Source organism: Marinigracilibium pacificum (genome assembly GCF_012926615.1).
Classification (GTDB): Bacteria; Bacteroidota; Bacteroidia; order Cytophagales; family Cyclobacteriaceae; genus Mangrovivirga; species Mangrovivirga pacifica.
This window is the reverse complement of record NZ_JABBNU010000003.1, coordinates 454,332-466,847: the sequence shown is the minus strand read 5'-3', so window position 1 is coordinate 466,847 and position 12,516 is coordinate 454,332. Positions and strand designations below refer to the sequence as shown.

General features: G+C 36.4%; 12 protein-coding genes. 3 read left to right on the top strand and 9 right to left on the bottom strand.

What is annotated here, in order from left to right; translation table 11 throughout:
- Positions 1 to 109: 109 nt before the first annotated feature.
- Entirely contained in the window at positions 110 to 1,318 is a 1,209-nt protein-coding gene (gene dinB / locus HH304_RS06880; protein WP_169679421.1) for a DNA polymerase IV, read from the bottom strand.
- Positions 1,319 to 1,446: 128 nt separating this feature from the next.
- On the opposite strand from dinB, the gene HH304_RS06875 reads away from it, so the two are divergent.
- From HH304_RS06875 to HH304_RS06865, 3 genes are all read left to right on the top strand, one after another.
- Entirely contained in the window at positions 1,447 to 1,692 is a 246-nt protein-coding gene (locus HH304_RS06875; RefSeq protein WP_169679418.1) for a hypothetical protein, read from the top strand.
- 48 nt (positions 1,693 to 1,740) lie between these two features.
- A complete protein-coding gene (locus HH304_RS06870) occupies positions 1,741 to 2,529 on the top strand; it encodes an XRE family transcriptional regulator (RefSeq protein WP_169679415.1) in 789 nt (262 codons plus the stop codon).
- 93 nt (positions 2,530 to 2,622) lie between these two features.
- Positions 2,623 to 3,420 (top strand): hypothetical protein, encoded by a 798-nt coding sequence (locus HH304_RS06865; RefSeq protein ID WP_169679412.1) that lies wholly within the window; start codon positions 2,623 to 2,625, stop codon positions 3,418 to 3,420.
- Between the two features lie 92 nt (positions 3,421 to 3,512).
- Here HH304_RS06865 and HH304_RS06860 read toward each other — a convergent pair whose 3' ends face one another.
- The 8 genes from HH304_RS06860 to HH304_RS06825 form a co-directional block, all read right to left on the bottom strand.
- Positions 3,513 to 4,166: a porin family protein gene (locus HH304_RS06860; protein WP_169679409.1), complete on the bottom strand. Its 654-nt coding sequence runs from the start codon at positions 4,164 to 4,166 to the stop codon at positions 3,513 to 3,515.
- A 467-nt stretch (positions 4,167 to 4,633) separates the two neighbouring features.
- Positions 4,634 to 5,716, bottom strand: a complete 1,083-nt coding sequence (locus tag HH304_RS06855; RefSeq protein ID WP_169679407.1) for an AMP-binding protein — start codon at positions 5,714 to 5,716, stop codon at positions 4,634 to 4,636.
- 1 nt (position 5,717) lies between these two features.
- The gene (gene menD, locus HH304_RS06850) at positions 5,718 to 7,406 is read right to left on the bottom strand and encodes a 2-succinyl-5-enolpyruvyl-6-hydroxy-3-cyclohexene-1-carboxylic-acid synthase (RefSeq protein WP_169679404.1); all 1,689 of its coding nucleotides are present in this window, start codon (positions 7,404 to 7,406) and stop codon (positions 5,718 to 5,720) included.
- A gap of 107 nt (positions 7,407 to 7,513) precedes the next feature.
- Positions 7,514 to 8,464, bottom strand: a complete 951-nt coding sequence (locus HH304_RS06845; RefSeq protein ID WP_169679401.1) for a transketolase family protein — start codon at positions 8,462 to 8,464, stop codon at positions 7,514 to 7,516.
- A 64-nt stretch (positions 8,465 to 8,528) separates the two neighbouring features.
- The gene (locus HH304_RS06840; protein ID WP_169679398.1) at positions 8,529 to 9,380 is read right to left on the bottom strand and encodes a transketolase; all 852 of its coding nucleotides are present in this window, start codon (positions 9,378 to 9,380) and stop codon (positions 8,529 to 8,531) included.
- A gap of 134 nt (positions 9,381 to 9,514) precedes the next feature.
- Positions 9,515 to 9,964: a thioredoxin-dependent thiol peroxidase gene (gene bcp, locus HH304_RS06835; RefSeq protein ID WP_169679395.1), complete on the bottom strand. Its 450-nt coding sequence runs from the start codon at positions 9,962 to 9,964 to the stop codon at positions 9,515 to 9,517.
- Positions 9,965 to 9,981: 17 nt separating this feature from the next.
- On the bottom strand, positions 9,982 to 11,886 hold the full coding sequence (locus tag HH304_RS06830) for a M23 family metallopeptidase (RefSeq protein ID WP_169679392.1): 1,905 nt from the start codon (positions 11,884 to 11,886) through the stop codon (positions 9,982 to 9,984).
- Between the two features lies 1 nt (position 11,887).
- A complete protein-coding gene (locus tag HH304_RS06825) occupies positions 11,888 to 12,499 on the bottom strand; it encodes a fumarylacetoacetate hydrolase family protein (RefSeq protein ID WP_169679389.1) in 612 nt (203 codons plus the stop codon).
- Positions 12,500 to 12,516: the final 17 nt, after the last annotated feature.

Sequence of the window (12,516 nt, the reverse complement as noted above, 5' to 3'; positions counted from 1 at the left end):
AGCGCACACAACTCAATCGAAATTCATAGTTGTACTTCTTTCTCTTAAACATAAAAATGCCCCCAAATAGTGTCTAACTTTTTGGGGGCACTCTATAGATCGCCTTTTTTTATTCGTCACCCTGAAAGGTTGGGATGCTGTCTTTAAGTCTCAGGTTAAGGTCAAGCGAAGAGGCTCTCATTAATTTGAGGCTACCATGTTTGTGTTTGATTTTATCCATGGCTTCATATAGCCTGATTGTTTCTTCGGTGTCATCAAAAAGACTGATCTGGTAATTACCATGAACAAGTTCGCTAAATCTCACTCCGATAAGGCGGATAAGCATCCTTCTGTTGTATAGCTGATCAAAGAGTTCTTGTGCTTTTTTGATCAGCGTATGATCGGAAGAAGTATAGGCTATCCGGCATTGCTTGCTGACGGTGTCAAAATTTGAGTATCTTAGTTTAACTGTGATACAGGCAGTCAGTTTTTGCTTTTCCCGTATTTTGAAACCCAGTTTTTCAACCATTGCCGTTAATACATTTTTAAGGAATTGAACATCGATGGTATCTTTATTGAATGTCGTTTCTGTTGATATCGATTTTTGTTCACGAAAAGGAATAACGGGAGAGTTATCTTCACCATTAGCTTTTTTCCAGAGAGAAACACCATTGCTGCCAAGTGCTGCAGCCAGAACTTCCACAGGCATTTCCCGGAGAGTACGAACATTATAAATGCCCATATCGGTAAGGAAACGTGCTGTTTTGTCACCGATCATTGGTATTTTTTGGATAGGAAGGGGGGCAAGGAAGGCCTTTTCCATGCCGTATGGTATGTGTCGCTGTCCATTTGGTTTAGCCTCGCCTGTGGCTACTTTTGATACCAGTTTGTTAATGGAAAGTCCCATTGATATCGGAAGGCCACTTTCTTTCATTATTTTTTGACGGAGCTCACCTGCCCATTTAACAGTGCCAAAAAACCGATCCATTCCGGTAGCATCAATATAGAACTCATCAATGGAAGATTTTTCAAATAGCGGAACATCATCACGAATAATATCAGTGATGAGTCTTGAGTATTTACTGTAGGCATCCATGTCGCCGGAGATATTGATCAGTTGCGGGCATAGCTGCCTGGCAAGGGCTACAGGCATGGCAGATCTGACTCCAAACCTACGGGCTTCATAGCTGCATGAAGCAACGACTCCACGTCGGCTGCTTCCTCCGATAATTAATGGTTTACCCTTTAGAGCCGGATTACGAAGGCATTCTACCGACACAAAAAATGAGTCGAGATCCATGTGGATTATGCTTCTTCCGGTTGCTGAGTATTTATCCATATCACTATCAGGTTTACTAACAAAATTAGCTAAAAGAATATTCACGGAATAATAAAACTAAAAATATTAGTAAAATAATTTGAAATATGGGTTTGATTACTAATATTTGTAGTGTAAACATTGAGAATATGCGAGATATAGTTATTAAAGAATTAAGAAGCAGAAAGCTGGAAGCTAATAAATGTGGTGTTCATTTTAAGGCTGGTTTAAGTCAGGATATTGTACAGGGGTATTGTCTGGTTGACTCCGGGTTAACTTTAAAGGAGGTGACAGAAAGTATCAGACAAGAGGTGTTAAGGAAGAAGGGGCTGACTAAGGGCTTTTTTGCAGGTGCAGAGAGAAAAGGGAGATACTTTATTCATGCAGCAGTATAAAAATTGAAAAGCGTATTATAATTTTACCATTATATCTTTTTTTCAATTATGAGTCTGATCAGTCAAAACCTTAAATACCTTAGAAAGAAAAATGACCTTACCCAGGAACAGTTTGCTGATAAACTGGGAATCAAGCGGTCACAAGTTGGAGCCTATGAGGAGGGGAGAGCCGATCCGCGGATTCCGACTTTGATGAAAATTACAGAGGTATTTGGTTATAGCATCGATGAACTGGTTAGTGACTCGCTTGAAAAGATAGAAAAATCAGGAAAGAAATCAGGAGGAAGCCGTGCTCCGGGGATGAAGGTACTTGCGATAACAGTAGATCAGCAAGATAGGGAGAATATCGAACTGGTTCCCGATAAAGCTTCTGCCGGATATCTTAATGGGTACTCTGATCCTGAATATATCGAGGAACTCCCTAAGTTCAGGTTGCCCAATTTGCCTGCCAATGCCACATACCGTGCGTTTGAGATAAATGGAGATTCCATGCTGCCGCTTCAGTCGGGAACGGTTATAATAGGTCAGTATGTTGAAAAGCCTGAGGATATCCGTAATGGAAAAACCTATGTATTAGTCACAGGTAAGGAAGGAATCGTTTATAAACGTGTTTTTAACTATATCGAAGAGAAGGGTAGTTTGTACCTTGTTTCTGATAATGCCAATTATGCTCCATATAGCGTTCCAGTTGAAGAAGTTTTTGAAATTTGGGAAGCAAGGGCGTTTATAAGTGTCAGTTTTCCCGAGCCTGATTCAAAGAATGAAATGACTCTTGATAAACTGGCAAATATGGTGCTAGACCTTCAGCAGGAGGTTATCAAGTTAAAAGATAAATAATCTTACATATTACTGATATTTGTCAGGTATATAAATACTTGACTTAACGATTGTTACGTTTATCTTTGTATAAATCATTCGTAACAGGTTAATATGATCAGAAGTGCAATTCTTATCTTGTTTGTAATAACTTTTAGTTCATTTTCAATTCCCTCTGGTAGCTCTGATGCTCTTAAACCGATAGAGGAACAATCATTTAATTTTAAAATTGATAAAAAGAAATTACTGGCAGGGTCTTATCAGTATTATATCGACTTCATTAAAAAAGGCGAAAAGTTAAATGCAGATGAGAAGAAAAACCTGAATCAGTACCTTGGGTATGACATCTATAATATTCATGATAGTAATGTAAATGAACAGTATCATGTTATCATGTCAAAGACAGCTTATGTTGTAGATGCCTCTATTGATTTCTTTTCTTCAGACCGTGTGAGAGACTTGTCGTTTATACGTAAAACACTCCCGGATTATGATGTTAACCTGAATGACGATGGTAGTTACCGGATAAAATGCGGAGGTATGGCTCCGGATTTTGAATATGACCTTAAAACATATTATCCCTCATATAAGGATTCAAAACTGAATTATTTCCTAAAGAATATAACTAATAACGATGTGCCGGGTGTGTCTCCTAAAATGATTACACTGCAGCATAATTATAATTTTGGTACTGTTTTATGGCAGAAGACAAATAAAATGTCAATTGTTTTTTGTGCATATTATCCTGTAGGGGAGAATAAGACATTGATAATCAATCATACATTAAATTTAGTTCATAATGTTCCTCCTAATTTTATTGGAGGTGCTGATATGATGCTTGATATGATTGTTGACGGGATTTCAGAATATATTGTAGCAACTAATTCAGCTGTTAAAGAAAATTATAATTAACCTGTTTTATTGGTTAATCAATATCAGGAATTAAAAAAAGAGGGATTCAGATTAACTGAATCCCTCTTTTTATGTATTTTTCTTTAAATAGATTATCTATTGAAGAAATAAGATACATTTACATTAAATGATCTGTTTTTGATTGAGTAAGGATCATTAGAATCTTGGTTATCTTTTATTTCTGCTGGTTGGATGTCATTTACTCCAAGGTCATAGCTTACACCAATTCTTAATTTATTAATGTCAACTCCAGTTCCAAACGTAAAACCGAAGTCAGCAGCAGAGTAATGGTCCTCAGAATTATTTCCGAAATCTAAGTTTTCAATTATTTTCTCATTTTCATTATTCTGAACGAACTTTCCTGATACTGCATAGGCTAAATATAATCCTGCTTGAAAATATGGTTTCATATTGCCTCCGTCAAAACCATATTCAATCGCTACAGGAATTTCCAGATAATTGATTACCTCTTTATCAGTATAATTCAAATCAAAAGCATAAGAGTATCCTTTATCCCGGATTCCTTTTTGTGTAAGCATCGCGCTTCCATTTATTTTGATATTTTCTGAGATAGGTAATATTGCAGTACCTCCAATATGATATCCTATGTGTGCAACACTATATTTTAAATGATTTCCCCTCATTGTTGATGAGTTGATACCCGCACGAATACCAAATTCCTGAGCGTTTGCTCCAAAAGTAATTGCTAATGCAAATGCTAAACCAAGTATATGTCTAATCTTCATAATAAAAAGTGATTGATTTATTTTAGCGCAAGTTTATCCACGAATTCTAACTTCTACACTTTCAATTTTACTCAATTACTTACCTTAAAATATGATTTGTTTTGACCTATAATTTCTGCTTTAAGATTTTTAAGGGATGCCTATTTTTCGCCTTTTTTATTCTGGTTGATGTTATGTGTCATTTTGCGACAAAACTTTCATTTGTGATTTCTATTGAAAATGTTGATTATTCTCCCAAATGTTACTCCTACACCAAGATGAAGTTTATTTGGCTAATTTCTATGAATTGGATATTAACAAGAGGTGTTATACATTAATCAATATGCTCGCATTTTATAATGACCTGACTGAACTATTATCTTTCTCAATAACCCGTGATTATTGGTTTCAATTTGAGAATTATGTTTGAGATAAACTTTTACGGAGTAGCAACTTTGGGATCTAACGGTAACTTTCTTGATTTAGAATTACTCAAGTATTTTTCTCAGGGTTGGATAGTCAATTTTGTCTGTTGGGGTCTTAGGTAGATTCGGGATTGAAATGATTTTTTTGGGCTTTACTTTATTGAATAATTTTTCTTTAATTCCTTCTATAGTTTTTCTGATTTTATTTCCCTGGTTTTCTTCCACCACAAGGATAAATCCCTCAGTGAATTTTTCATCCTCGGTTTTTAACAAGGCCACTTCTGTTGATATTTCCAGATGCTTTAATTCAGCTTCTATTTTAGCTTTTAATTCGTCCAGGTTAACTTTTATTCCTCCTGAGTTAATTACATTATCGCTTCGACCTATCCATCTAAAGGATTTATCGTTAATTAATTCAACTACATCATTTGTGTTTAACCACTTATCTGAGGTCACTTTTCCCTTAACCTGAAGCTGTTCGTTACTGGTATTAATTTCGATCCCTTCTAATACTTCAAAATAGTCTTTGCTACCTGGGTTATTTAATTTTCTTAATGCAATGTTTGAAACTGTTTCTGTCATTGCATAGGTGTGATATATTTTACCTGGTAAGTTCTCAATTTTTTTATGAAGTTCGGAGTTAACCGGCCCGCCACCAACCAGGATAATCGAGTTTTTATTAATACACGTTGTTGAATTATTCTCAATTATATTTTGTAATTGATAAGGTGTTATAGAGGTGATTTCTAATTTTCCAATACTTTTAAAAGGGTTAGCTGATGGTTCCTGAGCTATTATGGGCAGATCAAAAACCAGAGCCCTTATCAATACCATTTTTCCACCTATAAAAGACGCCGGGATACATAATAGTGATTCAAGATTAGAATTGTTGTACCCTAGAAATTCGCCAGTCATGTTTGCTGAAGCAATTAATTGTTCTCGGGTAATTTCTATTTTTTTTGGAATACCGGTTGACCCGGAGGTTTGCTGGATAATTTTTTCATCTTCACTAAGGAATGACTTGATTACATCGACTGTTTCTTTTTCAAAATCTGTTATGAGTTTGATCGCCTTACTGCTGTTCAGTACCTCGACAAACTTTATTTCTCTTCCATTTAAAACAAAGCTGTTGTGTTTTCTAGCCATCTTACTTTCGAAGGTGTTGAAATACTTTTTTGTTTTCGTCTTTATCTGTGAAGATTTCAATAATGGTGTTTCCTTTAGAGTTCCTTATTGATTCTAATGCTGATTCCAGGTCTTCTATATTGTTACAACTAATATAATTAAAGCCAAAATCTGAAGCCGTGTTTTTAGCAGTCAATTTTTGTCTTGTTTCAAACCATTCTTCTTTTTCCGGTTGATCTGACGGGCCGGCAATTAAACCGAAAATACCTCCACCATGATTATTCATCATTACGATGCAGAAATTTTCATTGGTGTAATTATGCCAAAGAGCATTTCTGTCGTAGAAGAATGACAGGTCTCCTGTGAGTACCAGGTTGAATTTCTTTTTATTAGCCAGGGCATGACCGGAAGCTGTTGAAATTGTTCCATCGATGCCACTTGTGCCTCGATTGGCGTATATTTTTATGTTTTTTCCCTTTCCTGATATAAAGTTTGCCCATCGAACAGGCATGCTGTTAGCCAGGTGAAGGTTTGAGTTATCCGGTAAATTTGTTATTACTTCCTTGGTGACAACCAGTTCGTTCAATGGTTTTTCCGGATTAGGCTTTAATGAATCAATTTTATGATCAGCTTCTATTTCTTTTTCAGTCCATTGTTTTAAGTATGATCTATCCTTTATCTCCCATTCTTCCGTAGAAGATATAAATGATTCTATATCAGCCCGGATGACTCTAGTCAAGTTCTTAAATGGATCTGAAATATAATCTGTAATGCCAATATGCCAATGATCTGATTTGATGGCATTGTCCCGAAGAAAGAGCTTCATATTTTTGCTTATTGTTGATTTTCCGAAGCTGATAATCAGATCCGGAACCAGGCTTTGTTTCTCTTCTTCAGTTATATTTTTTAGAAATATATCTCCTTTGGTAATTGCTGTATCACAATTGAATGTATTACTAATTATATCAGCTATTACCGGAATGTTTCTATCTGCTGCCCATTTAGAAAGGTGTTTATAAATAGTATTATCATAATCACTCTGCCCGGCAAGGATCAGAATTTTTTCAGCCTTTTCATACTCCTTTTCTAATTCTGATAAGATTGATTTTTCAATATTACTTTTTGATTCTACTGGTTTTATTATATGCGTAGATTCTTCCTGAAAATGATATGTTTCACCTGTTCCCGGATAGAAGGGTTCTCTTAAAGGAATATTGATATGAACAGGACCGGAAGGTGTTTTTTTTGCTTCTATAAAAGCTTCATTAAGGATTCTATTGACTTGCCATTGAGCATCAGGATGGCTAACATCCACTGGTAGTTCAAATGATCTTTTTATATGATTTGAGTATAAGTCTTTTTGCCTGATTGTCTGACCATCCCATTGATCTATCCATTCCGGTGGCCTGTCAGCAGTCAGGATTACTAGCGGAATGTTTTTGTAATATGCCTCTGTTACTGCCGGAATATAATTCGAGGCTGCAGTTCCTGAAGTACAAGCGATAACTACAGGCTCATTTGTAGCTTCTGACATTCCCATAGCGGTAAATGCGGCACTTCTTTCATCAGAAAGTGTATAACAGTTGATTTTTTTATATCTGGTGAATGCCAGTGTAAGAGGGGCTACTCTCGATCCCGGTGATAATATGGCTCTTGTGACACCATGAGCAGCGGCAATTACAGGTATCTGATTTATATGTTCTAATATCATAATGCTGAGTAAAAATATTAAACATAAGCTAAAACACCTATACTTATTTGTAACCAATAAAAAAGCCCTGATGTTAGTCAGGGCTTTGGTAATTATTTATGATCTTATTATTTTCTTTTGACCACTTTTTGAGCAGCTTCAACGATAGCCTCAGGGCTTAATCCGTATTTAGCCATTAGTTCTTCAGGCTCACCACTTTCACCGAAAGTATCCTGAACGCCAACAAACTCAATTGGAGAAGGTAATTCCTGAGCAAGTACAGAAGCAACGCTTTCTCCAAGACCGCCATTGATCTGGTGTTCTTCAGCAGTTACAGCACATCCTGTTTTCTTTACTGACTCAATGATTGCTTCTCTATCGATTGGCTTTATAGTGTGGATGTTAATTACTTCAGCACTGATACCCATAGCTTCTAGTTTTGCTTCAGCTTCGATAGCATACCATACCATGTGTCCAGTCGCGAAGATTGTAACATCACTACCTTCAATCATTTTGATTGCTTTACCAATAACAAACTCTTGATTGTCCGGAGTGAATACAGGCCATTTCGGACGACCGAAACGTAAGTAAACAGGGCCTTCATGCTTCGCTATAGCTAAAGTAGCAGCTTTAGTCTGATTGTAATCACAAGGATTGATAACTGTCATGTGAGGAAGCATTTTCATCATTCCTACATCTTCAAGAATCTGGTGAGTTGCACCATCTTCACCAAGAGTTAATCCTGCGTGAGAAGCACATATTTTTACGTTTTTACCAGAATACGCGATTGACTGTCTGATTTGGTCATAAACACGACCAGTACTGAAGTTTGCAAACGTACCTGTGAAAGGAATTTTTCCACCGATAGTCATACCGGCAGCAAGACCCATCATGTTTGCTTCAGCAATACCAACCTGATAGAATCTTTCCGGAAATTCATTCTGGAAAGCATTCATTTTTAATGATCCCGTAAGGTCAGCACAAAGTGCAACAACTCTTTCGTCCTGTTGCCCGGCTTCTAGTAAACCATCACCGAATCCTGAACGTGTATCTTTCTTTTCAGTAAAAGAGAATTTCATTGTTTTATATTTTTGAGGGCGAACCCTTTAATTCTGAATTTGATTTAAAAGTCTGTTTTGGTAATTAATAATCACCAAGAGTCTCTTTAAGTTGACCCAAAGCATTTTCAAGTTGCTCATCGTTAGGAGCTACTCCGTGCCATTTGTGAGTTCCAACCATAAAGTCGATAGGGAATCCCATTTCAGTACTCATCAGGTTTACTACTGGTCTTCCTTTTTTAGTAAGTGAATGAGCATGTTTCATTGCCTTAACAATGCTGTCCATATCATTACCGTTAGATTCGATAACTGACCAGCCGAATGCTTCCCATTTAGCTTTTAAATCCTGAAGGTCCATTACGTCTTTAGTCGGACCATCGATTTGCTGTCCATTGTAGTCAATAGTAGCAACCAGGTTATCAATTTTGTGGTGAGCTGCATACATTGCTGCTTCCCATACCTGACCTTCTTGTAATTCACCATCACCCATTAATACATAAACAGTGTGATTGTCATCATTTAGTTTTTTAGCTTGAGCAGCTCCGGCAGCTACTGAAAGTCCTTGTCCTAATGAACCAGAGGCTACTCTGATTCCAGGTAAACCTTCTTCAGTAGCAGGGTGACCCTGTAAACGGCTGTTTAGTTTTCTAAATGTAGCTAATTCGCTAACATCAAAAAATCCGGCATGTGCCAGGGTGCTGTACCATACCGGCGATATGTGTCCGTTAGACAAGAAGAATAAATCTTCATTTATACCATCCGGGTTAAAAGGGGTTTTGTAGTCCATGATCTCGAAGTACATCGCCACAAAGTAATCAGTACAACCCAAAGAACCTCCCGGGTGACCTGATTGTACGGCGTGAACCATTCGTAGAACATCTCTTCTGACTTGTGATGCCAGATCTTGTAATTTTTCAATATTTACTTGCTGCTCCATGCTTTTTGCTAAGGATAATGTTATTTATATCAAACAGGCCGCAAGTTACATGAAAAATAAATTATTTCCATGAAAACTTGCGGCCTTATCCTTTATATTAATACGATGTAATTAAGTGCGTGTATTTGTCGTAATTATTTGAGTATCTGTGACGTATGCTCTTTGGTTTTTACCTTTGCAATTATATCCTCTATTTTCCCTTCTTCATCGATTATAAATGTGGTTCGTGCTGTTCCCATGTATTTTCTGCCATACATGTTTTTTTCAACCCAGGTACCATATTTTTCATGAACTTCTTTTTCGGTATCAGCCAGAAGTGTAAATGGAAGATTTTGCTTTTCAATGAATTTACGGTGTTTAGCTTCATCGTCTGAACTAATTCCAAGGATTTCATATCCTGCTTTCTGAAGGGCTTCATAATTATCTCTTAGATTGCATGCCTGAGCTGTACATCCAGGGGTAGCGTCTTTAGGATAAAAATATAGAACCACTTTTTTACCTTTGTAATCAGAAAGCTTGATTTTATTACCATCCTGATCGTTAACTTCAAAATCCGGCGCGATATCACCAATTTCTAAACTCATAATTTTATTTTTTTGGTTTATAGATTTGTGCTGTATTCCTTTAGGTTACCAGCATTGTCGGTAACTTTTAGTAATAACTTTCCTTTAAACGGAATGTTTGGATTTAGTTTTTCTGATTCGATGACTTTCTTTTTGTAATCGTATTTCATTAATACCCACTCACCATTTATGTAAAGGTTATATGTGTCAATTCCTGACATATCATCATCAATTACAAATCTCAAAGAATTCTGATTTACAGTGATTGGTTTAATTGCAGGAGGATCATTGTCTTCTTTTATTGTGAAGTCACCAAAGTATCGGGTATAAAATGTAAATGCATCACCGGTTTTCTTACCACCTTCATAACTGTACCATCTTCCATTTTTGCCTATTCTGTAAACTCCCGCTTTATCGCTGTATTTGTTTTTTGGCTTTAAGGTGACAGCGATACTTTTTCTCAAAGGTATTTTTTCATCACCTACATGAAACTCTTCCATGCTATTAGCAGAATCGTATTTATAGAAATACTCTAATTGAAGAGTGTCAAAGCAAGATCTGTATGGGAAACTAATGTCAGCGGTTTTACTGAAGAATTTATAGCTGGTACGATTAGGTATTGTTGCTACAAAATTAAAAACGTGTGAGCTTCCGTTGATATGTGCAGAATCAGGAGCTCCCCAGTTCAAATCCCAAAGGTAAAATTTGGCATTCGATGTTTCATATGCAGGTGTTTCGTAGTGCTTTTGAAATCCACTAAACACTGTTATGCTATCCGGGCTTTCAGTTCTTGGAGTTGATATGATTAAGTTGTTTCTTTTTCTAGTGATTTCATATGGAACTTCAGTAGGGGTGTAAGTAGCAGATGAATTTACTTTTTCACCTGATAAGTTAAATGTTGCCACTGATGCATTTCCATAAGCATCCTTAAGAATGATTTTATAGTTTTTTGTGCTGCCATTACCTAATTGAATAGCCCCTTTTCCTAATCCTCTATCATAAAATGGTAGTGGGTTGTCATCTTCAATATAGAGTTTATTAAACATTCCACCACCATTAACTTTTGCTTCATAATTTGTGTGGATTAAAATATCCCGTTGATCAGCAAAGGAGAAGTAATTTAGTGATTGATCAAATATTGTTTTTTCACCTTCCAGTAATTGAACTATAGGTACCCCGTTTTGATTTGGTATGCCATTAAATTTATCAAATGCCTTTACTTCAATTCCAACTGGCCCTTCAATATTTATATTTTCATTGATAACGTATTCATTCCCTCTTCTGGAAGGTCTTACCTCAAGTCTTTTATACAAACCGTTTATTCTTGAGTCTTTAGATAAAGGTTCAAATGCTATTTCATAAAGAGTTGGAGGGATGTCATCAACTATTTCATTTTTGTAATAATTAAATAGTGGGTTGATTGGCCTTTCCTTTTCATCTCTTATTTCAAAATGAAGGTGGGGTCCGGAGCTTGACCCTGAGTTACCACTTAATGCGATTAGCTCTCCCTTGTTAAACTTAAATTGATTGGCTTCAGGGAATAACTCAATTTCGAATGTTTTTTGTTCGTATTGTTTCTTTCTTACCCACTCGGCAATTTCAGGTCCGAATTCACTTAAGTGTGCATATACCGTCGAATAGCCATTGGCATGATTCAGGTATAAAACATTTCCATAACCACTGGTGGAAACTTTTATCCTGGAAACATAGCCATCTGCTGCAGCATATACGTCCCAACCTTCAACCCCACCAGTTTTTATATCCAGACCACCATGAAAGTGCGTAGAACGTAATTCTCCCATGGTTCCGGCAAGATAATTCCGGTTGTGCGGGTTCATCGGGAATAGATATGGACCTTCAGATGAACCATTAGACTGTCCAAATGTACCCAGTGAAATTAATGTGAATGAAATAATTAGTGTTAACCTGAAAAAAATATTCATATTATTTGATGTCAAAATCAAGCATTTTTCTTCCTTCTAAAATTCCTGTAAGTCTGTCTCCAGGCTTAACAGGACCAACTCCTTTTGGTGTTCCTGTAAAAATAATATCGCCAGTACTCAGTGTAATGAATCTGGAAATGTAGGCTATCAACTCATCAATTTTATACATCATCAAAGATGTATTTCCCTTTTGTCTGGTCTCACCATTTACCTGAAGCTCGAAGTCCAGGTTTTGAAGATCTTCAAACTCACTAACGGGAATAAAATCAGAGATTGGCGCTGATCCATTAAATCCTTTGGCAAGTGCCCAGGGCAGACCTTTTTCCTTAGCTTCAGTTTGAAGGTCTCTGGCTGTGAAGTCAATGCCCAATCCTATTGCATCATAGTATTTATGAGCAAATTTAGGCTGTATACTTTTTCCTTGTTTACTTATTCTGATGATGACTTCAATTTCATGATGAATGTCATTACTGTAATCAGGATAGTAAAATGGATCGTTATTTTTTAATATTGCCGTATCAGGTTTAGTGAAAATAACCGGTTTATCCGGAATTTCATTATTTAATTCTTTGATATGATCAACATAATTTCTGCCAATAGCCAGAATTTTCATATTTATTAAATAAGTTT

What these genes read in the sequence shown, in the direction of transcription:
- HH304_RS06840 (WP_169679398.1), bottom strand. Translation starts at nt 9,380, where the DNA reads ATGGAGCAGCAAGTAAATATTGAAAAATTACAAGATCTGGCATCACAA.
- HH304_RS06830 (WP_169679392.1), bottom strand. Translation starts at nt 11,886, where the DNA reads ATGAATATTTTTTTCAGGTTAACACTAATTATTTCATTCACATTAATT.
- HH304_RS06865 (WP_169679412.1), top strand. Translation starts at nt 2,623, where the DNA reads ATGATCAGAAGTGCAATTCTTATCTTGTTTGTAATAACTTTTAGTTCA.
- HH304_RS06870 (WP_169679415.1), top strand. Translation starts at nt 1,741, where the DNA reads ATGAGTCTGATCAGTCAAAACCTTAAATACCTTAGAAAGAAAAATGAC.
- HH304_RS06875 (WP_169679418.1), top strand. Translation starts at nt 1,447, where the DNA reads ATGCGAGATATAGTTATTAAAGAATTAAGAAGCAGAAAGCTGGAAGCT.
- HH304_RS06855 (WP_169679407.1), bottom strand. Translation starts at nt 5,716, where the DNA reads ATGGCTAGAAAACACAACAGCTTTGTTTTAAATGGAAGAGAAATAAAG.
- HH304_RS06845 (WP_169679401.1), bottom strand. Translation starts at nt 8,464, where the DNA reads ATGAAATTCTCTTTTACTGAAAAGAAAGATACACGTTCAGGATTCGGT.
- HH304_RS06860 (WP_169679409.1), bottom strand. Translation starts at nt 4,166, where the DNA reads ATGAAGATTAGACATATACTTGGTTTAGCATTTGCATTAGCAATTACT.
- menD (WP_169679404.1), bottom strand. Translation starts at nt 7,406, where the DNA reads ATGATATTAGAACATATAAATCAGATACCTGTAATTGCCGCTGCTCAT.
- bcp (WP_169679395.1), bottom strand. Translation starts at nt 9,964, where the DNA reads ATGAGTTTAGAAATTGGTGATATCGCGCCGGATTTTGAAGTTAACGAT.
- HH304_RS06825 (WP_169679389.1), bottom strand. Translation starts at nt 12,499, where the DNA reads ATGAAAATTCTGGCTATTGGCAGAAATTATGTTGATCATATCAAAGAA.
- dinB (WP_169679421.1), bottom strand. Translation starts at nt 1,318, where the DNA reads ATGGATAAATACTCAGCAACCGGAAGAAGCATAATCCACATGGATCTC.